The sequence below is a fragment of the Desulfobacterales bacterium genome, from assembly GCA_030066985.1.
In the GTDB taxonomy this organism is placed as follows: Bacteria; Desulfobacterota; Desulfobacteria; order Desulfobacterales; family JAHEIW01; genus JAHEIW01.
In genome coordinates this window covers 1-24,521 of sequence record JASJAN010000070.1, presented here as the reverse complement: position 1 = coordinate 24,521, position 24,521 = coordinate 1, and the positions used below count along the sequence as shown (strand labels likewise).

Annotated in this window: 24 protein-coding genes, 1 tRNA gene and 1 riboswitch; of the genes, 9 read left to right on the top strand and 16 right to left on the bottom strand. The window is 47.6% G+C overall.

Features of this window, described 5'->3' with window-relative positions:
* Window positions 1-242: 242 nt before the first annotated feature.
* The 12 genes from QNJ26_21945 to QNJ26_21890 all read right to left on the bottom strand — a co-directional run bounded on the left by QNJ26_21945 (window position 243) and on the right by QNJ26_21890 (window position 11,325).
* The gene (locus QNJ26_21945; GenBank protein ID MDJ0988216.1) at window positions 243-1,223 is read right to left on the bottom strand and encodes an RluA family pseudouridine synthase; all 981 of its coding nucleotides are present in this window, start codon (window positions 1,221-1,223) and stop codon (window positions 243-245) included.
* Between the two features lie 29 nt (window positions 1,224-1,252).
* Window positions 1,253-1,801 carry a CarD family transcriptional regulator gene (locus tag QNJ26_21940; protein MDJ0988215.1) on the bottom strand — a complete coding sequence of 183 codons (549 nt, stop codon included), beginning with the start codon at window positions 1,799-1,801 and terminating at the stop codon, window positions 1,253-1,255.
* A gap of 189 nt (window positions 1,802-1,990) precedes the next feature.
* Window positions 1,991-4,012, bottom strand: coding sequence for a sodium-translocating pyrophosphatase (locus QNJ26_21935; GenBank protein MDJ0988214.1), 2,022 nt, complete (start codon window positions 4,010-4,012; stop codon window positions 1,991-1,993).
* Window positions 4,013-4,032: 20 nt separating this feature from the next.
* Complete coding sequence (pth, locus tag QNJ26_21930; protein MDJ0988213.1) at window positions 4,033-4,635, bottom strand: aminoacyl-tRNA hydrolase; 603 nt, start codon at window positions 4,633-4,635, stop codon at window positions 4,033-4,035.
* 108 nt (window positions 4,636-4,743) lie between these two features.
* Entirely contained in the window at window positions 4,744-5,427 is a 684-nt protein-coding gene (locus QNJ26_21925) for a 50S ribosomal protein L25/general stress protein Ctc (GenBank protein MDJ0988212.1), read from the bottom strand.
* Between the two features lie 39 nt (window positions 5,428-5,466).
* Window positions 5,467-6,405: a ribose-phosphate pyrophosphokinase gene (locus tag QNJ26_21920; GenBank protein ID MDJ0988211.1), complete on the bottom strand. Its 939-nt coding sequence runs from the start codon at window positions 6,403-6,405 to the stop codon at window positions 5,467-5,469.
* A 203-nt stretch (window positions 6,406-6,608) separates the two neighbouring features.
* Window positions 6,609-6,683: transfer RNA gene (locus QNJ26_21915), tRNA-Gln, on the bottom strand.
* Between the two features lie 56 nt (window positions 6,684-6,739).
* The gene (gene ispE / locus QNJ26_21910) at window positions 6,740-7,621 is read right to left on the bottom strand and encodes a 4-(cytidine 5'-diphospho)-2-C-methyl-D-erythritol kinase (protein ID MDJ0988210.1); all 882 of its coding nucleotides are present in this window, start codon (window positions 7,619-7,621) and stop codon (window positions 6,740-6,742) included.
* 290 nt (window positions 7,622-7,911) lie between these two features.
* Entirely contained in the window at window positions 7,912-8,343 is a 432-nt protein-coding gene (locus tag QNJ26_21905; protein MDJ0988209.1) for a DUF1844 domain-containing protein, read from the bottom strand.
* 94 nt (window positions 8,344-8,437) lie between these two features.
* A complete protein-coding gene (gene mlaD, locus QNJ26_21900; GenBank protein ID MDJ0988208.1) occupies window positions 8,438-8,884 on the bottom strand; it encodes an outer membrane lipid asymmetry maintenance protein MlaD in 447 nt (148 codons plus the stop codon).
* A gap of 192 nt (window positions 8,885-9,076) precedes the next feature.
* Window positions 9,077-10,288, bottom strand: coding sequence for an ATP-binding cassette domain-containing protein (locus QNJ26_21895; GenBank protein ID MDJ0988207.1), 1,212 nt, complete (start codon window positions 10,286-10,288; stop codon window positions 9,077-9,079).
* Window positions 10,289-10,524: 236 nt separating this feature from the next.
* Entirely contained in the window at window positions 10,525-11,325 is an 801-nt protein-coding gene (locus QNJ26_21890; GenBank protein MDJ0988206.1) for an ABC transporter permease, read from the bottom strand.
* Between the two features lie 271 nt (window positions 11,326-11,596).
* Between QNJ26_21890 and QNJ26_21885 the strand changes: the two genes are divergently transcribed.
* From QNJ26_21885 to QNJ26_21845, 9 genes are all read left to right on the top strand, one after another.
* A complete protein-coding gene (locus QNJ26_21885; GenBank protein ID MDJ0988205.1) occupies window positions 11,597-13,465 on the top strand; it encodes an ABC-F family ATP-binding cassette domain-containing protein in 1,869 nt (622 codons plus the stop codon).
* 45 nt (window positions 13,466-13,510) lie between these two features.
* Window positions 13,511-13,619, top strand: a riboswitch (TPP riboswitch).
* A 51-nt stretch (window positions 13,620-13,670) separates the two neighbouring features.
* Complete coding sequence (locus QNJ26_21880; GenBank protein MDJ0988204.1) at window positions 13,671-14,417, top strand: ABC transporter ATP-binding protein; 747 nt, start codon at window positions 13,671-13,673, stop codon at window positions 14,415-14,417.
* Window positions 14,404-15,150 carry an ABC transporter permease gene (locus tag QNJ26_21875; GenBank protein MDJ0988203.1) on the top strand — a complete coding sequence of 249 codons (747 nt, stop codon included), beginning with the start codon at window positions 14,404-14,406 and terminating at the stop codon, window positions 15,148-15,150. Before QNJ26_21880 ends, QNJ26_21875 begins: the two co-directional genes overlap by 14 nt.
* 13 nt (window positions 15,151-15,163) lie before the next feature.
* Window positions 15,164-16,108 (top strand): ABC transporter substrate-binding protein, encoded by a 945-nt coding sequence (locus QNJ26_21870; protein MDJ0988202.1) that lies wholly within the window; start codon window positions 15,164-15,166, stop codon window positions 16,106-16,108.
* A gap of 138 nt (window positions 16,109-16,246) precedes the next feature.
* Window positions 16,247-16,636, top strand: coding sequence for a hypothetical protein (locus tag QNJ26_21865; protein ID MDJ0988201.1), 390 nt, complete (start codon window positions 16,247-16,249; stop codon window positions 16,634-16,636).
* Window positions 16,623-17,153: a hypothetical protein gene (locus QNJ26_21860; protein ID MDJ0988200.1), complete on the top strand. Its 531-nt coding sequence runs from the start codon at window positions 16,623-16,625 to the stop codon at window positions 17,151-17,153. Before QNJ26_21865 ends, QNJ26_21860 begins: the two co-directional genes overlap by 14 nt.
* Window positions 17,154-17,155: 2 nt before the next feature.
* Window positions 17,156-17,761, top strand: coding sequence for a hypothetical protein (locus QNJ26_21855; GenBank protein ID MDJ0988199.1), 606 nt, complete (start codon window positions 17,156-17,158; stop codon window positions 17,759-17,761).
* On the top strand, window positions 17,758-18,258 hold the full coding sequence (locus QNJ26_21850) for an ECF transporter S component (protein ID MDJ0988198.1): 501 nt from the start codon (window positions 17,758-17,760) through the stop codon (window positions 18,256-18,258). Before QNJ26_21855 ends, QNJ26_21850 begins: the two co-directional genes overlap by 4 nt.
* Window positions 18,259-18,617: 359 nt before the next feature.
* Window positions 18,618-19,487, top strand: coding sequence for an EamA family transporter (locus tag QNJ26_21845; protein MDJ0988197.1), 870 nt, complete (start codon window positions 18,618-18,620; stop codon window positions 19,485-19,487).
* A gap of 600 nt (window positions 19,488-20,087) precedes the next feature.
* On the opposite strand, the gene gdhA is transcribed toward QNJ26_21845, so the two are convergent.
* From gdhA to QNJ26_21825, 4 genes are all read right to left on the bottom strand, one after another.
* Entirely contained in the window at window positions 20,088-21,437 is a 1,350-nt protein-coding gene (gdhA, locus tag QNJ26_21840) for an NADP-specific glutamate dehydrogenase (protein ID MDJ0988196.1), read from the bottom strand.
* A 327-nt stretch (window positions 21,438-21,764) separates the two neighbouring features.
* Window positions 21,765-23,351: a diguanylate cyclase gene (locus QNJ26_21835; protein MDJ0988195.1), complete on the bottom strand. Its 1,587-nt coding sequence runs from the start codon at window positions 23,349-23,351 to the stop codon at window positions 21,765-21,767.
* 258 nt (window positions 23,352-23,609) lie between these two features.
* Window positions 23,610-24,110 (bottom strand): hypothetical protein, encoded by a 501-nt coding sequence (locus QNJ26_21830; GenBank protein MDJ0988194.1) that lies wholly within the window; start codon window positions 24,108-24,110, stop codon window positions 23,610-23,612.
* A gap of 188 nt (window positions 24,111-24,298) precedes the next feature.
* The coding region (locus tag QNJ26_21825) for a hypothetical protein (GenBank protein MDJ0988193.1) at window positions 24,299-24,521 on the bottom strand (223 nt) is incomplete at its 5' end.

The following is a 24,521-nucleotide window of genomic DNA, read 5'->3' as shown; positions in this document are numbered from 1 at the left end:
CGATTCCCGGCGGCTTTTTTGAAAGCGGGCTGTGGATCGATTACCTGGTGATGCTGTTCACCAGTTTTTTGCCCTGGCTGCTGATGCGCCGAACCTATACCGTCGACCGCAAAGGCGGCGCCCTTCTGCTCGCCTGCTATGTGGGATATTTAACCTACCTGATTATCAAGGCATAAAGGGTTCAAAGGTTCAGCGTTCAGGGTTCAATCTTTCAGGAACCTTTGAACCTTTAAACTTTGAACCTATAAACCCGCCTCCTGGATTTGTTTGATCAGCTGAGCCATATCCTCCGGCAGCGGGCTCTCAAACACCATCCATTCATCGCTTTGCGGATGGGCAAGGCCCAGTCGCCAGGCATGCAGCATCTGACGCCTGGCTGATTTTAAAACCTGCAGGATCTGGTCCGGACGGCGGCTTTGTCTGGCAATTGTTTTTTCCAGCTTCCGGGGCCGATAAACTTTATCGCCCACAATGGGATGCTGCATGGCCGCACAATGCACCCGTATCTGGTGTGTTCGCCCGGTTTTCAACGTCACCTCCAGAAGAGCAAACTGCTTAAATTGGTCCTTTATTGCCCATTGGGTCTCCGCGGTCCGACCGCTGCGGCTTACAGTGGACATGCGTTTTCGATCCGCCGGGTGCCGGCCGATGGGCAGATTAATGGTTCCGGAAGGTGTACTGGGTACTCCATGGACGATGGCCAGGTATTGTTTTTGAACCTGACGGGATTTAAATTGGCGGGCTAAATGCGTGTGGGATAGGTCGTGTTTGGCCACCACCAGTGTGCCGGATGTGTCCTTATCCAGGCGGTGAACGATGCCCGGCCGCAATTCACCACCGATTCCCCCCAGATCCGTGCAATGATAAAGCAGGCCATTAACCAGTGTTCCGCCATCATGGCCCGGGGCCGGATGCACCACTAAACCGGGCTGTTTGTTGACCACGATGATGGCGTCGTCTTCAAACAGAATATCCAGCGAAATGGGTTCAGCTTTGAGCTCTATTGCAGCCGGCGGCGGGATGATGCCTGAAATTGTATCGCCAGACTTGATTCGATAGCCGGGTTTTTTCACTTGACCATTGACGTTAAAATGGCGATTGCCGATCAACCCGGCCACAAAGGAGCGCGTGTGGCCCTCAATCTTTGAGGCCACAAACACATCCAGCCGCTGACCCTCATCAGATGGTTTGACATGTAGGGTAATGGCACCGTTGGGAGGCATGAAAATGGGCACGCCAAGGTGGGTTAGTTTTAAGCTTTATCCGTAACGAACAGAGATTCGATCTCGGTCAGAATGGTTTCCTCATCCTTTTTTTTGGCAGTCGAAAGCTCTCTGACCAAAAGAATCTGGGCTGTATCGTAAAGCTTGCGCTCACCAAAGGACAGATCTTTGGTAAGTTTCAGCAGAAACAGATCTCTGAAAACTTCGGCGACATCATAAAGTGAGCCGGTTTTGATTTTGTCCATATATTCGCGATAGCGGCGATTCCAGTTCTGGTTATCGGTGTTGGCTTCTTTTTTGGATTGCATCACCGCATAAACCTTGGGAATCTCTTTTTTGGGGATCACGTCTCTTAAACCGACCGATTCGACATTGTTGGTCGGTATCATGATGGTCATGCCGTTTTCGATGACCTTCATGATATAAAAATCGTGTTTTTCTCCGTTGACCACGCGGCTTTCAATTGCGATGATCTCTCCGACGCCATGCGCTGGATAGACCGCAAGGTCGCCGACTTCAAATGTGCGTATGGGTACGTTATTGGATTTTCCGCCCTCTTTGTCCTTTTTTTCTGTCATATTTACACCGCTAAGCGCTAAATTTAAAAAGCGACCTCATTTTGAGGCGGCTTTTCGCAATTTTACCAAATTTTACCATTTATAATAAATTTCATAGCATACCTTTGGTCAACAATCAATAAAAAAGGGTTGGCACCTGATGGCGCCAACCCTTCTTGGGTTTTCTATGATGCTGCAATTAAGTGCTGTTTACAGGAGAAACGGCACCAACAGCAAGGCCACAACATTGAGGATCTTGATCATGGGATTAACGGCGGGGCCGGCTGTATCCTTGTACGGATCGCCGACAGTATCGCCGGTAACCGCTGCCTTATGAGCGTCACTTCCTTTGCCGCCCAGGTGGCCGTCTTCAATGTGTTTTTTGGCATTGTCCCAGGCCGCTCCACCGGTGGTCATGGAAATGGCGACAAAAACGCCGGTGATGATGCTGCCGATCAGCAGACCGCCCAGCGCGATTTTGCCCAGTAAAAACCCGACCAGCACCGGTGCGATAACCGGCAGCAGTGCCGGAAGGAGCATTTCTTTCAAAGCGAATTTGGTAACGATGTCAACGCATCGTCCGTAATCCGGTTTGGCAGTGCCTTCCATAATTCCGGGAATTTCACGGAACTGACGTCGGACCTCATCCACCACCGCGCCGCCGGCGCGCCCCACGGCATTCATGGCAATCGATGCAAACAGATACGGCAGAAGTCCGCCGATAAACAGACCGATAATGACCTTAACGTTACTGAGGTCAAAACTCAACTCCTCGGTTCCGCCGTGCAGCACAAATTCCTGGGTGTAGGCGGCAAACAGCACCAAAGCAGCCAAACCAGCTGAACCGATGGCATACCCTTTGGTCACAGCCTTGGTGGTGTTACCAACCGCATCCAATGGATCGGTGACCGCGCGCACGCTTTCATCCATTTCCGCCATTTCGGCGATACCGCCGGCATTATCGGTAATCGGGCCATAGGCATCAATGGCGATCACCATTCCGGTCATCGACAGCATCGACATGGCCGCCATGGCAATGCCGTAAAGTCCGGCAAAATAATAGGCCACACCAATTGCCGCACAGATGGCCAGCACCGGAGCGGCAGTGGACTGCATGCTGACACCCAAACCGGCAATGATATTGGTGCCGTGTCCGGTGGTCGATGCATTGGCCACTGCTTTAACCGGTCCGTATATTCCGGTGTAATACTCGGTGATGATAACGATCAAAACGGTCAGCACCAGACCCACCAGGGTGGCATAATAAATCGATAGCGCTGAAATGTCCGGGAATCCGCCCATCATTTTTTGACAGGCAAAGAAGAAGGCAACGCCCGCCAGGATAGCAGAGCCGAACATTCCTTTATAAAGGGCCCCCATGATGTATTCGCCTGAGCCCAAGCGGACAAAAAACACGGCGATCATGGATGCAACAATCGAGATCGCGCCCAGCACCAGCGGAAATTCGGTGGCAATGGCGATATTCGGATAAATCAGGTTGCCCAGCAGCATGGCCGCAACCGCGGTGACAGCATACGTTTCAAATAGGTCGGCTGCCATACCGGCGCAGTCTCCCACGTTATCGCCGACATTATCAGCAATGGTTGCCGGGTTACGGGGATCATCTTCGGGAATTCCGGCCTCGACCTTACCCACCAGGTCTGCGCCAACATCCGCCCCTTTGGTAAAAATGCCGCCGCCCAAACGGGCAAAGATCGAAATCAGGCTGCCACCAAAACCAAGGGCCACCAGCGCGATGACTGCTTCTCTACTCGGCGTTCCCATTTGGATTAATATAGCATAATAACCGGCCACAGACGTCAGGGCCAGACCGGCGACGATCATTCCGGTAACCGAACCGCCTTTAAAGGCCATGGACAGGCCTTTGGACAGTCCGCCCTTGGCTGCTTCAGCAGTGCGCACGTTGGCCAGAACCGATACGCGCATGCCGATATAACCCGCCAGAAAAGAGGCGATGGCCCCGAGCAAAAAACCGATGGCGGTTTTTACCCCCAGTGTAAAAATGATGATCGCAAAAATAATGATACCGGCGATGCCCATACTTTTCAGCTGCCGATTCAAATAGGCAATGGCACCTTCCTTGATCGCATTGGCAATTTCCTGCATTTTTTCATTTCCGGCCGGCGCACCTTTAACCATAACCGCAAGAATGATCGAAAACAACACTCCCGCAGCACCAACCAGCGTACAAATTAACGGTAAGTAATTCATCCTCTCCTCCATTTAATATGTTAGCGTTTTAACTCTAATGACCAATCCTTTTGATTAAACTGATTCATTCCAGCCTTGGTCCCTTCCTTTAGAATGGTTACCACCGCATCCCGGGCCCGATCTATGATCGTGCCCAAAAGCTTTGATTCGTCGTCGTAAAAGGGTCCCAAGACATGATCTGAAACGCTGCTCCCTGTCTCGGACCGTCCAACACCGATACGCAAACGCACAAAAGCGTCTTCGCCAACAGCATGGATAATCGATTTCAGGCCCTTGTGTCCGCCATGCCCTCCTTTCTCTTTTATTTTTAATCTTCCGAAGGCAAGGTCGATGTCGTCGTGAATAACGATCAGATCCTTGCTTTGTATTTTAAAGTAAGCGCTCAATTTCTGAACCGGCGAGCCACTGCGGTTCATAAATGCCATCGGTTTGGCCAGCATGACCGCCTGGTCTTCGATGTCGCCGCGGCCGAAACGCACGTCGAACTTGTTCTTGTTGACGGAAATGCCAAATTCCCCGGCGAGCTTATCGGCCACCATAAACCCGGCATTATGCCGTGTATTTTCGTATTGGGCCCCGGGGTTGCCAAGTCCGACAATCAGACGCATGTGCGATGGTAACAAGCGCTTGTTATCCTCTCGTTCCGGGGCCGCCTAAACAGCAGACGATAATGTAACACCCACAGTCGTTCCGGTTGAGAACTGCAGCAGGCGTTGCTGCCCGACAGGCCGTTACTCCCCTTTTGACTCTTCCTCGGAGGGGGTCTCTTCACCTTCTGGCGCTTCTTCGGCACCTTCTTCAGCCACTTCTTCGCCTTCCTCGAGCTCCTCTTCCTCAACGATTTCTTCTTCAACCTTCGGTGCCAGGACCGTTAGAACCGTGAAATCAATATCCTCGGGCAATTCAACATCGTCGGGCAAATCAATATCATTGATGTGAACCGATCCCCCAATATCGAGGTCACTAATATCCACTTCTATTGTTTCCGGGATGGCCGTCGGCAGACAAAACACCTCTATTTCGCGGCGGACGATCTGTAATATGCCGCCATCTTCCACTCCCTGTGATTTGCCTTTCACCGTAACCGGAATCATCGCATTAATCTTGCGTGACAGATCGACTTCATAAAAATCAACGTGCAGAAATTGTCCGGTCACCGGGTGGGTCTGAAGTTCTTTGACCATTGCCGAGCGCGATCCGGTTTGCCCGTTCTTAATTTGCAATTTGAGCAAAACAGAACCGATGCTGGATTTTTTAACAATTTGTTCAAACTCTTTGTTATCAATCGATAACATAACCGTCTCGGTTTTTGGGCCGTATAATACAGCCGGAATCCGGCCCTCACGACGCAAGACCCGTGCAGGACCATTGCCGGTTGTTTTTCTGACCTGAGCTTCTAAACTAGTTTGTTCCAATGGGTTATCCTCCTTAACTCATACTCCATATAAGATGCACTACACGAATAAAGACGTCACTGAATCGCCCCGATAGCTGCGGATAATGGCTTCACCCACCAGCTCTGATATCGAAATGACGATTATTTTGCCGCAGGCGATGGCATTTTCTCGCAGCGGTATGGTGTCGGTGACGACCACACTTTTCATATCAGAAGCGGAAATTCGATCGATTGCCGGCCCGGAAAGTACCGCATGAGCACAGCAGGCATGGATCTCTTTGGCCCCATTTTCTTTGAGCGCATGGGCCGCTTCGGTTAGCGTTCCGGCAGTATCTGCCATGTCATCCAGAATGACCGCGGCCTTACCTTGCACCTCACCGATAACCGCCATGGCCTTGGCCTGGTTGGGAGCTGATCGCCGCTTATCGATAATTGCCAGGTCTGCATCCAGACGTTTTGCAAACGCCCGTGCTCTTTCAACCCCCCCGGCATCCGGTGAAACAACCACAAGGTTAGCATTAAAATTCTGGCGAATATGTTCAATTAGCAACGGTGCGGCAAAAATATTGTCTACCGGAATATCAAAAAATCCCTGGATCTGCCCGGCATGCAGGTCCATTGTAATCACCCGGTTCGCACCGGCAACAGCCAGCATATTTGCCACCAGCTTGGCGCTGATGGGGACCCGTGGAGCGACTTTTTTGTCCTGACGAGCATAGCCGAAATACGGCACCACTGCGGTGATTCTTTTTGCTGATGATCGCTTGAGCGCATCAATCATCAAAAGCAACTCGACCAAGTGGTCGTTAACCGGTGCACAGGTGGATTGGATCACAAAGACATCCTTAGACCGAACATTTTCATCGATTTCGATCTGGATTTCACCATCGCTAAAGGTTTTGACTTGCGCACTTCCCAACGACAGATTCAAATACTCGCAAATTCGAGTTGCCAGCTCCGGATTCGAGTTACCCGAGAATATTGAAATACCTTCCATTTAGCAGTCCGCTGTTTAGATTACTTTTGCGTTGATTAAAGCCCCTTGCGTTTGAAAGCGGTCATACCACACCACAAAGGGCACGAAGTTCACAGAGTTTGTAAAAGTTTTTATTTGACTGACCTTCTTTGAACTCTGTGTGTCTTCGTGGTTTTCAGCCACCTAAATTTGTCACGCCAGTGTTGCGCAATAGATATTGAATTTGGCTGGGGCGGGAGGATTCGAACCTCCGAATGCAGGGACCAAAACCCTGTGCCTTGCCGCTTGGCGACGCCCCAAAACCCTGGATGGCAGAATCAGGACCACTGCAAATGTGAATCAGCGCCCGTTACAATCATTCAACATCGATCAGTTTGGGGCTGGAATCAAGGATGGGGTCCACAAGAAACAGCTGTGAATCCTTGAGCTCCGTATCACAACTTAATGATTGTTTGGCCGATTTTGCCGTATCAGTATCGTCGAACAATCCGAAAACTGTCGGACCGCTGCCGCTCATCAGCGCTCCTATTGCACCGCAGTCAAGCAATTTTTCTTTGAGCACACCTATTTCAGGATATGTTTGAGCTGTAACCGTTTCAAGATCATTGAATAAATGGTGCTCAGGCTCGAATCGCGACTGCTTTAAATGAGTGCTTGTAGGTTTTTTTTCATCTTTTGTCAATGCCAAATTAAGATTTTGATATATCTGGGTCGTTGAAACCTTAAATCCCGGATATAACAATAAAACATGATACGGTAGCGGGCCTTCAAAAGGGTTCAGTTTCTCGCCAATTCCAGTGGCAATCGCTGGTTTTTGAAAAATAAAAAAAGGCACATCAGCCCCCAGTGTCAGGCCCATTTCCATCAGCTGCTGCTCGGTGAACGGGTCATCATAAATGGTATTCAATGCCAGCAGAACGCTGGCAGCATTTCCGCTGCCGCCGCCCAAACCTGCCGCTACCGGAATATTTTTTACCAGACGAATATCGATGCCTTCGGCGGAATTCAAATTCTGGTGAAATACAGCAGCTGCCCGATAGGCAAGGTTGGTGGCATCACTGGGAACGAAAGGGTGAGCGCACTGGATGCTTATTTCACCGCTGGGGGCTGTTTGAAGGTAAATCTCATCATACAGCGTTACACAACACATCAACGAAAATAATTCGTGATAACCATCGGACCGCTTGCCGCGCACGTGCAAAAACAGATTGATTTTGGCAGGTGATAGTATCTTCATAACGCTTCGCTTGGGTTCAGGGTTCCCGGCTTCGCTCTTCGGGCTTCCGTCTTCGCTCTTTTGAGCTACGCCGCGACAAGTCGCCGCGGCGAGCGGGGTTCAGAGTTCCGCGTTTCGTGTTATGTGGTATGCGTCTTGAGCAGCCCGTGATTATATATCTGTCATCTGCTTCTCGGTTTTCAAACCTCTAAACCTTTGAACGTTGAACCTTTGAACCACTGAATGGAGGGATGATAGAACAGAAGATGAAATATCGGTGTTATTTTTTATAATATCGTGTACTTTAGCGCCTACTGCTTTTCCTTAACATACATAATGCGCAAATCGTAAAGAATATTTTTCAGCAAATTTTCTTCTTCTTCGCTCAAATTCCCGGCGGTTTTTTCCTGCAGCATACTGAGTATGTCAATGGTTTGTTTGGCCATCGGCAAATTTTTATTCTTTTGACCGGTAGTGGGGTCTTCAATAGCGCCCAGTTGCAGCAGAGCCGATGCATTCAATGATGCCACGAAAGTTGCAAAATTGATTTCCGGAAACTGCGGCTGCGGCTCCTGTTGTTGCTCGGCCGACGCATCAGCTGTTTCTTGCGATTCAGCTGCTTCCTCTGCTTCGGCTGCCGGTGCTTCTTTTTCTTCGGTTTCGGCATCATCAACAGTGCCATCAGCGAAAATGCGGCGATCTTTAACGACAAAATCTTTTTTTCCCTCTTTTTCCTCAGCCATTATTGAACCTCCCTGGTGTTGTATATCAGGCAAGCGCCCTGAATCCGAGCGTATATCATAGGGTGCCCAGCTATTTTGTCAAGGCCCCATCTGATTAGATGTCACCAAATGCATACTTGCTGATCAATTCCTCGATATCCAGCGCCGATTCGGTCTCGGTTATGGTATCCTCCGGTTCCAGGATTTCATCTGATCCACCCGGTGATAGTTTGATATATTTATCTCCGATAAGACCGGATGTTTTAACCGAGGCAATCACATCATCCGTCAGCACAATAGTTTTTTGAATTTTCAGGCGCACCTTCGCGGTATTATCTGTGGGATTTAGCGATATGGAATCCACCTGTCCGACCTTCACACCGGCAATTTCCACCTGAGCACCGGCTTTCAAACCGGTAACGGATAAAAACCGGGCGTTCAAAAAGTAGTGGTCATCGCCGAGCAGTTTCATTTTCCCGAGTTGAATTGTCAGATACCCAACACAGATCAGACCGATGAGGACAAAAATACCGACACCTAATTCAACAGAGCCCTTTTTCATTATTCCTCCATTATTCAGGTTCAGCGTTCTGCGTTCATAGGTTCAGGGTTATGGCTACTGGCGGCCGTTCGATGGTTGCTCAATACACTACCTATAGCGTAACCCGATACGCGAAAACTGCACACCCTGAGCGAAGTCGAAGGGCAACGCGTAACCCGGAACTTCTGAACCTTGAACCTTGAACCTTCTTACCTATATTTGACACTCCCAGAATATATTCTGCTGTTTTTCAACATCCGCCAGCATGGTTTCAATTTGGCTGTTTTTGCGGGCCTGGGATATCCCTGCAGCCACAGAAAAACACAATCCTTTGCTGTTCTCTGATGCACCGAAGATTGCATCTGTTTCCAGGTTGCGGGACAGTTTATCGCAAAACATCCCCGCCTGTTCCGTATCGGTATCGGGTAAAACCACCATAATTTTGTTCATATCATATCGGAAACAGGTGTCGGTGATATAAACATTGTGTTTCACAAAATTGGCGAAATTTCTTAAAGCGGTTTGACTGGCCACATGCCCGGCAATGCGGTCGACATCTTCCAGATTTTCAACGGATAGCAACACAATCGAAAACGGTCGCGAGTGGCGTTGCAATCGGAACATCTCTCGAGCCAATCGCTTCTGTCCCTGAGATCGCGAAGCAACGCCGGTTAATTCGTCATGCGGACTTTCCAGGCCTTGGATAAAACTGCGTACAACCGGATCAGAGGTTTGCTGCAACTCCTCCGGGGTACCTTGAAACCGAATTTGACCTTCGTCAAGCATGGCAATCCGCTGGGATATAAAAAACACATCGGGAATTTCATGACTGACGATGATGCCCGTAAAACCAAAACGTTGCTGATAGTCGGAGATCATGCTGTGGACCGCTGTTTTTCGAATCGGATCGAGGCCGGTGGTGGGCTCATCAAATAATACAATTTCAGGATCGGTAACCAGCGCCCGCGCCAGAGCAACCCGTTTTTTCATCCCACCGGAGAGTTGAGACGGGTATTTGTTGTCAATATCATATAAATCCAACTGATTCAGCTTGGCCTGAACCCGCTCCTCGATTTTGGTTTGATTATGATCGGTGTTTTCAATAAGCGGCAATGCCACATTTTCAGCCACCGTCAAAAAGTCAAAAAGAGCGGTATCCTGAAATACATAACTAAATTTTCGCTTCAACGCTTTGCGCTCAGCCTTTTTCATCGCGGCCAATGGTTTTCCATCAAAAAGGACCTCACCGGAATCCGGATTCAACAGACCGATGATGTGTTTCAGCAATACACTTTTGCCCGTACCACTCTGCCCGATGATCGACAGGATTTGCCCGCGATAAATACTTAAGTTGACGCCAGCAAGCACGGTAACGCCGTCGAAACGCTTTGTGGCATTTTTTATTTCGATAAGCGGTTTATCCATTTTTTGAATTTTAAACGCTTGATTTAAATCCTAAGTTGAGCGCTTGTCGAGGTCGAAGATCCGCCTCTGGCGGATTGCCGCCTTGTTGGGTCGTCTTGTCCCGTCGTAGCTCGAAGAGCGAAGTCGGAAGCTGAAAGCGAAGCCCAAAGGGTTTCAAATTAGATATCATTCCTTTTAATCAAATAACAAATAACGAATAACAGGTAACACCCAATTGAGTCTTAACTCAATTGGGTTTAGAGTAAGAAAGTGGTTAGCGCATAATCCGCGATTAGCACCAAGACACATGAAAGCACAACTGCCGATGTGGTCGATTGGCTGACACCTTTGGCACCGAATTCGGCCCGGGTATGGGTGTAATACCCCTGATAGCAACAAATCGATACCACGATCACAGCAAACACCAGTGACTTGATAAAACCGCCGGTAACATCCACCATAGCGACGGATGATTCAACCCGCGCAAAATACAGACCCGGGTTCAGACCCAGTAGAACCGAACCGGTTAAATAGCCGCCCAGAATGCCGACCACGTCAAACAAGGCCGTCAAGAGCGGAAAACTGATGAGTGCCGCTGCAATTCGAGGGCTGACCAAAAAACGAATCGGATCGATGTCCATGGTTTCAAGGGCATCGATTTGTTCGGAAATCCGCATAATACCGATCTCGGCGGCCATCGCCGACCCGCCTCTGGCGATCACCATCACCGCAGTCAGCACCGGCCCCATTTCTCGAATCAAACTCAGGGCAACCGCAGAACCCAACACACCGGTGGAGCCGTATTTTACCAGCAAATAATAGCCTTGAAGTCCCAGCACCATTCCGGTAAATGCACCGGTCAGGCAAATCACAAAGATCGATTTCATGCCAATGAAATAAACCTGGTACAAAATCTTGCTGATCTGCAATGGCAGTGAAAAAATGAGCACAAAACCTTTAGCAAAAAACAGGGAGATTCTACCCAGATCTTTGATGAAAACAAGGGTGAAATGGCCAAGGGCGGCCACCGGATTTTTGAGAGCCGTGAGCAGTTCCATTGAGTTGTCCTAGCTGCAATCTGTTATCCGCAAACGCCATAAGCATTTGGAATACAACAAAACATAGCAAAATGTGAATTAGGTTGCAAGAAACGAAGATGCTACTTGATTTGACGATTGTCCATTGACGCCTTTTTTCAAAAAGGTTAACAAAAACGGTTGGGCCCGTTTGCCCGTTGAGTCCGCCTCCGGCGGATTATGCCGGTTAAAACTAAATCGAATCTTTTTTTAACGGGCTCAACCGGAAAACCCAAAACTACGTTTCTAAGCCATGATGCGAGTAGAGAATCTAACCAAAACGTACGGCGAGCTGAGTCTATTTACAGGCATCAGCTTTACTCTCAATCCCAGAGAACGCCTCGGTGTCGTCGGTCGCAACGGCCACGGCAAAACCACCTTGTTTCGTATGATTTTGGGCAAAGAAAACCCCGATGAGGGCAAGATCGTTGTGCCCAAAAATTACCGTATCGGATATGTTAGTCAGCGGCTTGAATTTGATCGACCGTCCATTATAGAAGAGGCCGTTTCGGTCCTTCCGGTTAGTGAAGAGACGCATCACTGGAAAGCAGAAAAAATATTAGCCGGCCTGGGATTCGGCCAATCCGACTTTCAAAAACACCCCAAAGCGTTTTCAGGGGGATACCAGATACGCCTTAATCTGGCCAAAGCACTCATATCTGAACCGGATCTTTTGCTGCTCGATGAACCGACTAACTTTTTGGACATTACCTCTATTCGCTGGATCGAACGCTTCCTGCAGCAATGGGCTCATGAAATTATGCTCATCACCCACGACCGCAGCTTCATGGACAAAGTCGTGACGCATATCATGGGCATCCACCGGCAAAACGTCCGCAAAATCGAGGGAAATACAACAAAATTCTATGCTCAAATAGCTGCGGATGAAACGATTTATGAGAAGACCCGCCTTAAAGATGCCCGACGTCGTAAGGAAATCGAGCAATTCATCACGCGATTTAGAGCGAAAGCCCGGCAGGCGAATTTGGTTCAATCCCGTATCAAGACCCTGCAAAAAATGGGAAAAGCAGAAAAGCTTGAGAAATTAAAGCTACTGGATTTTTCCTTCAAAAGCAGCCCTTTTGAAGCCCGGTATCTGTTTAATGCCCGCGATATCAATTTTTCCTACGAAAAACAAAAACCGTTGATTCGCGATTTTAACATCAACGTTGCTGCCGGGGAGCGCATTTGCGTCGTGGGTCCAAACGGCAAAGGCAAATCGACCCTGTTGAGGCTGCTGGCGAACCAATTGCCGCCGGACTCGGGCCAAATCAAATATCATCCGGATGTACAAAAAGGATATTTCGAGCAGAGTAATGTCAAGACGCTGGTTGATAGCCGCACGGTATTGGATGAAATCACCGTTTCAAATCCGGATGGTGATCGGCAGCGAGCCCGCAATATATGCGGTGCGATGATGTTTTCAGGAGACGATGCCTTGAAAAAGATCAGCGTCTTATCCGGTGGTGAAAAAAGCCGCGTGATGCTCGGAAAGCTCCTGGTCTCCCCGACGAACCTGCTGCTCCTCGATGAGCCCACCAACCATCTTGATATGGAGTCCTGTGATGCCCTGCTGGCGGCCATTGACAATTTTGACGGCACCGTCATTATGGTCACCCATAACGAAATGTTTCTGCACGCCCTGGCGCAGCGCTTAATCGTTTTTCAAAATGATCACCTGGATGTTTTTGAAGGTGGCTATCAGCGGTTTTTGGAAAAAGGCGGTTGGCAGGAAGATCGCAAGGTAATTAGCGAACCGCAGCCTGCGGATTTAAAAGTAAACCGTTCGGCAAAACTGACCAAAAAGGCGCTGCGGCGCCAGAGGTCCGCCATTATTGCCGAACGCTCCCGGATCATAAGTCCACTTCAGAAGCAGACAACTGCAGTTGAGAACGAGATTGAAGAAAAAGAAGCCGAACTCAGCCAACTGAATCAATCGATGCAACTGGCCACCCAAACAAAAGACGGCGCCCAGATCACAGAAATTTCACGTGCCATTCATTCTTGTCAACAAACCATTGATCAGTTGTTTGAACAGCTGGATGATTTAACGCGTGAACTTGAAATCCGCAGCGCTGAATTTAATAATCGCCTCGAACAGCTTGATATAGAAAACCCCTGATAGAAGAAAATTGACAAAATATCTATTAAGTGGTAGCAATTTATCCAAAATCAATGGGGGAGCCGAAATGATCGGCTGAGAGGAGGCTGGCAGCCTCGACCCCTGGAACCTGATCCGGATCATGCCGGCGTAGGGAAGTTGATGTGAAAAACACTGCATTCCTTCCTCATCCTCCGGCAAAACGAAGTCGCGGAGGAACCTCTACATGCTGAAAGTTTTAGATTTGTGCAAACGTTTCGGCGACTTGTCTGTATTGGAAAATTTTAATCTGATTGTCCCCCGCAAAAGTTTTACGATATTAATTGGTCCGTCCGGTTGCGGTAAAAGCACGTTGTTTGATGTGCTCACCGGTGTTGTGCCGCGAGAAAAAGGAGAAATCTTTTGGCTCGAAAAAAAAAATCAAAACCTGGGGAAAAACGCTGCCTATATGCAGCAAAAAGATCTACTGCTTCCTTGGCTTAATTTGATTAATAATGCCCTGCTTCCGGCAACGATTGCCGGCAAGGATATGGCTGCCGCCAAAACAAAGGCACAGGGGCTTTTCAGACGGCTGGGTTTAGATGGTTTTGAAAATTATCTGCCTGCAAAAACATCCGGCGGCATGCGTCAACGATGTGCCCTTGTCCGAACCTTAATGTTTGAGCATGAGCTGGTTCTTTTAGACGAACCATTATCGGCTCTTGATGCGATCACCCGGACCAGTTTGCAGTCATTGCTCCTTTTACTTCAAAGTGAATTCAATAAAAGCATCTTAATGATCACTCATAATATTGAAGAAGCCCTAATGTTGGCCGATGAAGTATTGGTCATGAGTCGATTGCCGATGAAAATTATAGAGCAATTTGCTTTGAGAAGACCTAAACCCCGCCGCATGAGTGATCCGGAATTAATTGAAATCAAAGAACATGTGCTAAGGCGCTTACAAGAAGAGCTGGGAAATGAAATACCCTAAACTTTATTCTTTTGCCGGGGCATTGCTGATTCTGACCTCCTGGGAATTGGTCTGCAGGGGCTTTGCGATTCCCGACTTTATTCTCCCGATGCCGACGCAAATCATCAGGGTGGCCATATTTAAGGCCGGGCTTTTGTTACCCCATGCCGGCACAACGGCATTGGAAGTGGTGTTGGGCATACTTATTTCACTGGCTGTTGCCATTCCACTTTCGATTGTCATGTTTGCGCATCCTTCGATAGAGAATGCATTCGCCCCATTTTTAGTAGCCTCTCAGGCAGTTCCGGTTTTTGCCATTGCCCCCTTATTGGTCGTATGGCTGGGCTACGGAATTACCAGCAAGGTGCTCATGGCGGCTATTATCATTTTTTTTCCGATTACGGTGAATCTGTTGGAAGGATTTAAAAGCTGTGATCATGAATATCGGATTCTTTTCCAGCTAATGGGTGCCGGATTCTGGAAGACGATGCGGCTGTTGTTCTGGAAATGGGCCCTACCGTATTTTTTTGCCGGACTTAGAGTGGGCGTGTCTGTGGCCACCATCGGTGCGGTTATCGGCGAATGGGTTGGCGCTCAACAGGGACTCGGTTATCTGATGATTCAGGCCAATGCCAGACTCAGAGTCGACCTTGTTTTTGCCGCTATTCTATGGCTATCAGCTATGGGTGTGACCATGTGGTTATTTGTCGGATTTCTGGAGAAAAGGATCATTACGTGGAAACAAGGGACATAAGGAGAGAAAAAAAATGAAGAAAATAATATTTCATATAATTTTGTCGGGTTTTTTTCTCTTAACCATGGCTCCGGCCGTGCATGCCGCTCAGACCTTTAGACTGATTCTCGATTGGTTTCCGAATGTTGACCATTTGCCCATTTATGTGGCCCACCACCAGGGCTACTTTTCTCAGGAAGGGTTAGAGATCAAAATCATCAGTCCATCCGAAACAGCAGATGCGCTCAAGCTTGCCGCAACCGGCAATGTAGACATTGCCGTTTCCTATCAACCCCAGACCATAATCGCTGCTGCCAGAGGTCTTGAAATCGTGGCATTTGGGCGTCTGATAGAACATCCGCTGACAACGGTATTGTTTATGAAAGACAGCGGCATAAAGGTTCCCAAAGATTTGGAAGGCAAAAAGATCGGATATACCGTTCCGGGTCTTATGGATATTCTTTTAGCGGCATTTGCCAAATTGAACGATATCGAACACTATACGGCCGTAAATGTTGGTTTTTCCATTGTTCAATCATTAACCGCGAAAAAAGTGGACGCGGTCATGGGACCATTTAAAACCTATGAAACCGTTTCAATGAGCCACAGAGGTTATACGGTTGGCTATTTCGAACTGGAAAAGTGGGGAATACCCGACTATGATGAATTAATTTTTGTGACCAGTCTCAAAACGATGAGGAAACATCATGCTGCGCTTGTGGCATTTAAAAACAGCATCGATCGCGCTATCACCTATGTTCGTAAAAATCCGGCATCTGCCTTGAAATATTATTTTGAGGAGGTGCCTGAAGCAGACCGTAAAACGGAATTCGATGCCTTCAAGCTGACAATGCCGTATTATGCCCATCACCAGGATCTGGACCCACAACGATGGCAGGTGTTTGCCGATTTTGCTGTCAAGTATGGATTAATTGAAAAGACAGTAGATGTGAAAAAAATTCTGTGGTCCGCCGACTGATCGTATGCATTTTAATCGCGCCATTGTGGCAAACGGATGGGAAAGAATGCATGTCGTTGTGAACAACGTTAAAGGAACTTTATGGCAATCTATAATTTAGACGCAATATTGAATAGATACGGCGATGAATGCCTAATCATGGAATTCAATCATCTGTTTGTCTCGTCCTCGATCCGCGAGGAAGTTTGGCTGCTACAGCGCAAAAACGATTTAGCCTTAATCGACCGTATCATTCAGGACGCCGCTGAATTTGGCTTATATGAAGTAGACGCCGACAGAAATTTCGAGACCTACTCCGGCGGACAAAAAGCCATCTTAGGTTGCCTGCTGACCCTGGCGCTGATTCGCAGCCGAGGAACCATGGGGCTGCAGCTTTTGCTGAATAATATCCTGGATTCTATTAGCAAAGACAATCGCGTTAAATTAATGCAAACATTTAAAAAGATGCGAGCCAGCCATGAGGTAAAGGTATTCACGCAAAAAGATGGCCATCTGATCGACATATTCGCAGACCATGATGATCGCTAAAAAAACATATAAGCTGCAAAATCGAAAATTGAACTTTGATGTGGTGGATGATCTCGATTTTAACACCCGCAACACTTGCTATTATTTCAGGGGCGGCAACGGCTTTGGCAAAACATCTTTTCTGGAAAAAATGGTCGTTCCGGCCCTAAGAAATGCTGATTGCCACTATTTGTATATCGGCCAGGATATTCGAACGCAGCTCTATACCCTGAGAGCCTTTCTCTCGATCCAGGGACATAAGGTTTCTGAAACCGATGAATATGAACTATTGAAACGCTGGGTTCATCAAGGCCGGTCCGCCCGCATTTTCATCCTGGATGAGTTTGATAAATATTTTCCGGATTTTGGTTTTATCTTCGACTGGAGTATGTCATTTATCCACAGTTACATCATCGTTACCCATCAGCCATTACAGCAAATTGAATCAGTTGCGAAGGGTTTAGAATTAATCCAGGTGCAGTTTGAGCTCATTGATTTCGATGGGAATGTCAAAAACGTGAGGGTTAGAAAAGAATAAAAATGACGATGATAAAGATAAGCAGTGTGGCGGCTCTGATAGGTGTATTTTTCTGGTTATTTGTTTTCGGCCCATATTATGAGAACATTACCATTCAACTGGTTGTGTTTGTAATCGTCATGGGCTGGCATATTCTACGCTTTTCGTTTCGCGAAACGATGTCGGTGCTGAAGTTCTGCTTTCCGTTTGTGCTGAGTTTACTTTTTTTTGGAGTCATCTTTCATCTCACACACCTGTTGGGTAGGACCGATTGGCTGCAGGACACATTAATTAAATGTTTTGTATTCCCCAGCTCACTGGTTTTCTTAAAGAATATGCTCGCGACGATTACTTACCTCGACATCCTTAACTTTCCGATATCAATGAAAAAAAGGATTAACTTGATTACCATGAAATCTGCCTTCCAAAAGGGCGACAAGATATTGCGCCGGTTTTCCTGGTATCTGAATTCCTATGCAGAATTGCAATCCAGCGGAAGGGTCAGGTCTACCTTACGCAAATATGCCTGTCTGATTATTGCCTTGTATTTATATCTTTATGAAGAAATTGAGAACTCCAACCGCCTGCTGAAAAATCGCTATCAGCACTTGTATGAGGCCAACAAATGAAAAATGTAGGAATTGCCTTTGTCGCCTTAACCGTTGTGGTGGCCCTGATCACCCTTTTTATCCGGATCCCGCTGCCCAGCAGAGGCTATTTTAACTTTGGCGATGTTGCCGTCGTGTTCTCCGGGTTGGTGCTGGGCAGCCTGTCACAGCGAAAACGCTTTTGGTGGGGCGCCGGCGCCGGCGGCTTCGGCTCGGCACTGGCAGATGTGATCGGCGGCTTCGGTCTGTTTGCACCCATCACCTTAGTTGCCAAGGGCCTTGAAGGGGGTCTGTGCGCCCTGGCATCCGGCCGGCAAGCTTTTAGCCGTTGGTTCCTAATAGGTCTGGGCGGCGCAGCCATGGTCGCCAGTTACTTTATAGCTGAAGCCCTGATGCCCAATATCGGTCTTCAGGGAGCTGTTTCCGAAATCATTCCCAACCTCATCCAGGCTGGCGGCGGAATGGCCGGCGGCGTTCTGGCGTTTACGGCATATAAGAAGATTGTCAAAACCGACTAGGTTTTGCATAAAAATTAATAAGAGTTTGGTAACAAAGCGCGACAAAGACATTGCACAAATTTTAGAACACCATAATAAATAACCTTAAGGTAAATCGGATGGATATCATTTTATCTTATTAATTTTCACCCGTTGGGCGAGCCAGAGGCTCCCATCGGTCCGCCTTAGGCGGATTATTCAGAGCGAAGCATAGCTGACTATAGCTTCGCCCTGAAGTGCCTTGCATATGAAAGCCTCTGACTCGTGCAAAACCCTATTAATTAAAGTTTTATATGGCAATTAGTAAAAAGACTAATTTTATTAAAACATGACTGCTTTCTTAGGGTATTAATTTTCATGCAAATCAAAGAGGTAGATTGATGGCCATAACCTTGGCGCTGCTTTCCTCACTTTTGATCAGCGGCACCACCATCGTAATGAAAAAGGGCATCGAGCGGACAAACCCGACCTCCGCCATGCTGGTTGTCACCCTGGTGGGAACGCTGACCTTATTGGCAATTTCACTGCCTCAGGTTCAATTCGAGCATTTAAATTCTAAAGCTTTTCCATTATTCATTCTGGCGGGCATCTTGTCTCCGGCCCTGGTACGCTGGCTTTACTTTATCAGCATCGATCGTATTGGCCCGTCAATGTCATCGTCCATCCTTTCTACCGGGCCGGCCTTCACTGCATTGATCGCCGCTTTGTTTCTAAAGGAAAAATTAACCGTTGCTCTCAGCTTGGGGATCATTTTAATCATCAGCGGAATCATTATCTTTGAAAGAGACATCCAAACCAACGGCAAATCAACCATTCGTCATAAAAAAGATTTGATATTTGCGGTGCTGGCCGCATTTCTGGTGGGATTGGCGATTGTCATCCGCAAAATGGGTTTAAATATTCTGGACGAGCCACTGTTTGGGGTAACCGTGGGATTTGCAACCTCCCTGGCTTTTTACGGCATGCTGTGCCTGATGTTTAAACGCATGCGGGCCGAGATTTCTTTAAACCGCAATAATACCCTGTATCTATGCGGGGCGGGGGTATTTTTAACAGCCGGCTGGTTGTCGATATTTTATGCGCTGTCGCATGGTGAAGCCATCGTGGTCGCTCCACTGGCCAGCCTTCATCCGATGATGGTGCTCGCGTGGAGCTACCTGTTTTTCAAGGATATGGAAAAAATCACCCGTAAGACCGTCTTCGGTATCTTTCTGGTGCTGATCGGTGTGCTGTTGATTACGCTTCGGTAAGTGTCAGTTGTCGGCTCATAGCTCTTAGCTGATAGTACATAGCCGATCCTCTGATCTAATTGAACGGTTGAATGTTTTAACCACCCGCTGCGCTCGAGTTCACGGAGATCACAGAGAGATTATTTCTTTTATCCAATCGGGAGATACCGATTGGATAAAAACACTCAATCGCTGTGCGATGTTTTCCATATTTAATGCATCATCTAGCTGCCACGGATCAAAATTCTAATCTTTTTTAGTCTCCTCGCTTCCAAGCATTAAAGCCACTGCTATTTTGAAGTAAAATCATTAGTGATCTATGTACAATACTCCTAACCTGAACTTACTAAGTACCCGCCAGGGCAGATTGTTTTTGCTTTGCAGGTACCACGCCCGCCATGCGAGCAAGGCGAGGCGGGCGGGTCTCCCTGCAAAGCAAAAGATTAAAACTCTTTGCGTTCTCTGCGCCTTTGCGGTGAATAATTTTTCAGCTTTCCAGCCTACGATCTATAAGCTATCGGCTCAAATTTATCTCTGTGTTCTCTGTGCTCTCTGTGGTTTAAAAAATCACCAATTTAAATAGATTTACGAGCGGAAAAAGAGCCATTTAGGGTTTGAAAATTAAACTAAGCCTTGATCGAGCATGGCGTCAACAACCTTAACAAATCCTGCAATATTGGCGCCGTTGACATAATTTCCGGGGGTGCCGTATTGTTCGGCTGCTTCCAGTGACGTTTGATGGATACTTTTCATGATCATCTTCAGCCGATCATCGACTTCTTCACGGGTCCAGTTTAAACGCATGCTATTCTGGGTCATTTCAAGCCCCGAAACCGACACGCCACCGGCGTTGGCAGCTTTACCGGGCCCGTATAGCAGCTTCTCCTGCAAGAAGATATCGACCCCATCAGGCTCGGTGGGCATGTTGGCGCCTTCACTTATCAGCACAACACCGTTATTGATCATATTCTGAGCATCTTTGGCATTGATCTCATTTTGCGTGGCGCTCGGAAAGGCACAATCGGCCTTATGATTCCAGAGCGGATTATGATCTGCAGCCTGATCAACAGGAGCGTAAACTGCCTCTGAGTATTTTTCGGCGTATTCTTTTATGCGCCCTCTGCGAACATTTTTAAGCATCATTACAAATTCCAGCTTTTTGGCATCAATGCCGCTTTCGTCGTAAATGTAACCGGAGGAATCAGACAGGGTCACCACCTTGGCCCCCAGCTCGATTAATTTTTCAGTGGTGTATTGAGCTACGTTACCGGAGCCGGAAACCAGACACGTTTTGTCCTTGAGGGTCTCATTGCGCGTGGCAATCATTTCTGCCGCAAAATAGACCGAACCGTATCCGGTGGCTTCAGGACGGATCAGACTACCGCCCCAATTAAGTCCTTTACCGGTTAAGACACCGGTAAACTCATTGCGTAATTTTTTGTACATTCCGAAAAGATAGCCAATCTCTCTGGCACCGACGCCGATGTCTCCGGCGGGCACATCCGTATCGGGTCCGATGTGGCGGAACAATTCACTCATAAAAGCGTGGCAAAAACGCATCACTTCGTTATCCGACTTGCCCTTAGGATCAAAATCCGAACCGCCTTTACCGCCACCCATGGGCAAGGTGGTCAACGCATTTTTGAATACCTGCTCAAAGGCCAGGAACTTAAGGATACCCAGATTAACCGACGGGTGAAACCGCAAACCACCCTTGTAAGGGCCCAGAGCGCTGTTCATTTCAACCCTGAATCCCCTATTCACCTGGGTTTCACCCTGGTCATCCATCCAGGGGACCCGGAAGACAATGATACGCTCTGCCTCAACAAGTCGTTGCGGAATCTTGGCCTGCCGGTAGATCGGATTCTGGTCCAGGACCGGCTTTACCGATTCCATAACTTCACTGACCGCCTGATGAAATTCATTTTCCTGCGGATCCCTGTTTTTTACTATGTCTAATATGTCGGACATATCCCCTCCCCTGTTTGAGACTTGAAGTTAAGTTTACATGGTCTGTGGTTGCTTAATATTCGAGATCTTCAATTTTTGCAAGGACCGATCTTAGAAATGCATTTAGTGTTTACAAATTAAGCCCATTGCCCGCTTATCCGCCTCTGGGGGGTTTGCCGGTTCACTAAACGTAGACAGGGCGCTGTTTATTTAACAGGCTCAATTCCGATATGGGGGGACCATCGGCCGGATAAACGGTAAAGCAGTAAGCCTATGTATGTGATCTACATTTTTAAGATCGGTTCACAGTTATATGTGGCGTTGACGAAACAGGTTGCGTCGTAAAAATTAGTTTTCCATTGCCGGAGGGTTGCCTTCCCGGATCAATGGTATATCCGGTGAATATTTTTCAACCCGGTTGCGGCCGGCCCTTTTGGCCGCATACATCGCTGCGTCCGCTTTTTTGATCAGGTCCTCCATATTCGATCCATCGTAAGGATAGGTGGCAATCCCCAGGCTTATGGTGATCGAGGGCAGATCTTTGATGTTTATCTTCGCAATCTGTTTTCTCAGGCGTTCGGATAAAACATGAGCGGAATCCTTGGTGGCTTCGGGAATCATGATGACAAATTCTTCGCCACCGTAGCGGGCAACCATGTCGACATCTCTGATATTTTTTTGCAAAAATTTACCAACAGCGCTTAGCACGCGGTCACCGGCATCATGTCCGTAGGTGTCATTTATATTTTTAAAATGGTCCAGGTCGGCCATAACAATTGATACAATATTATCGTAGCGCTCAGCTCGATGCAACTCCTCCTGCAGTTTGACTAAAAAATAGCGGCGCACATACAAACCGGTTAACGAATCGGTAACCGCCATGTCCCAGAGCTGGGCCTTATTAATGGCCACAGCGGCCTGATCGGCCACGGCTTTCAGCATTTCAACATCTTCATCGGTAAAGCGTTTACCGTGGCGCTTGTTGGTCACATTGATGACACCGATGACATCGTTGAAGACCACCATGGGAATACAGGCAATCGAGCGGGCATATGAGTTTTCAGAGTCGATAAAATCATCATCTTCTTTGATGTCGTTTACAACAATGGGTTTAGCGGTCATATAGACGCGACCGGCGATGCCTTCACCCGGCTTAAAACTGCGACACGCAATTTCATTATTATTGACTTTATCTTGAAATTTGGTGTCCTCCATTCCGGCCAGGACACGAATATTGAGTTGGTCGGTCTCTATATCATACAGCATCAGCGAGCCCTTCTCAGCAAAGGTAACCTCAATGGCCTTGCCTAAGATATACTGCAACAGGTTTTTTAGATCACTGATATAATTCATCGCCTTGCCGATGCTGTAAAGCAGCGACAGGTTTTGGAGGGTTTTGTCCAGATCCTCTTTTTCTTTTTGGCGCTTTCCAAAAAGACGGCAGGTATTCATGCATACGGCCGCTTGAGCGGAGAGTTGTTGCAAAAAATAGCGATCTGCCTGGTCAAAACCCTGATCGTTTTCTCGTTTACCGATCGTTACCAGGCCGATGAGCACATCTCCCGTGACCAACGGAACCCACAGATGGGATTCAAGCTGAGTAAGGTTGAGCTTCTCAAAATCTTGGGGATACCGATGCCGGCCCGATTCGTCACTGACCTCAAAAGGGTCGCCTTTTAAAACGGATTTCCAAAGGGCGCTATCATTAAGAGGCATTTGAATATCAAGCTCACCGAGGCCGATGCTGAAGGCGGACGACAGTTTGCTTTCAGCTTGATGGAACTCAAAAAAGACCAGTTTGCGAATTGAAAACTTTTCCTTCACCACATCGGCAAATTCCGCATACAATTTTTCGATTTCCAGTGTATGGCTCAGCCGGCGGCAGAAAGTTAAAATAGAAGTTATTTCAGATGTTTGGGGATCATTTGATACCATATGTGTCTCAACCATTGGGCGAAAAAGTGATCATCTGATAGATGCAAATGATATGCCATAATTTTATCGCTTTTATGACCAGATTGCAAATATTTGTGGCCAATGGATCAAGCGTCGGTGGTATCCTCAATGGCGCTTGGGTAGAAATAGGCTGGCAACTGCAATTGATATGAAAAAAGGGGCATTTCTGCCCCTTTTGATGCAACTGTGATGATGGTTAACGGCTAAAGAATGAGACAGGAAGACAATTTTGGGTGATTAAGGATCCCGTTTGCCATCCGGTCCACCGAGAATGGGTGTTGTATCCAACAGCAAACTCACCCGATTGTTGGCCTTAAACTCCACGGATAAAAAGCGTATACTCGAAAAATAAACCCCGACATTTTCACCGCCGGGATCCCTTATAAAGGCACCGCGCGGATCTCTGGGTATCTTGGTGTAGTTATACCAGATCCGATCTATTGCCACTTCGAAATCTTCCGTATCTGATGCCAGATCCCGCCAGATATTGGATCGGACCTCCAATTTGGGATCAAGCCCCACAATGGCAAACACCCGATTGCCGACGGTATATTGATAAAAATTATAATCGCGATCAATCTCGTAAGTTTGAAAGGCCTGGGTAAGTGAATCATCCCAATGGATTTTCCCATAATTTTGAGCGCAACCGGAAAGCCAAACAAGTGCCAAAAGGCCTATGCTGAACATGCCAATCGTTTTGGCAGTGGTGTTTCTGTAATATAAGTGTTTGATATCCATTATAAACCTCTTATCCGGCCGACCGCTATGCGATTGCCGGATGTGTTATCAAGTTAGATGAGTTCAAAAATCCGCTCAATGTCAATCAATTGCAGAACAGAGGCTCTAATAAAAGAATAAGTCGAAGGGTGGGGTTGTCAACCAGGCTGCCAAGCCCCCTGCCAGGCCGGTTTCAAATTCAAATAAATTCAATAAGTAAAGAGACTTAAAGCCTTGTTCACGGGCTGGCTTAAAAAAACTTGCAGCCGATAGGAAATATACGGGTTTGATTCAACATCCGAAAACAGTGGGAAGGCATCTCCGGTGTCGGCATCGGCTTCCGGTCCACCCAGAAAAGGCCTATCCGGTATGAGGACAATGCGATTATTTTTATTGATTTCACCGTAACGAAACGCAGACTGGAGTACCAGT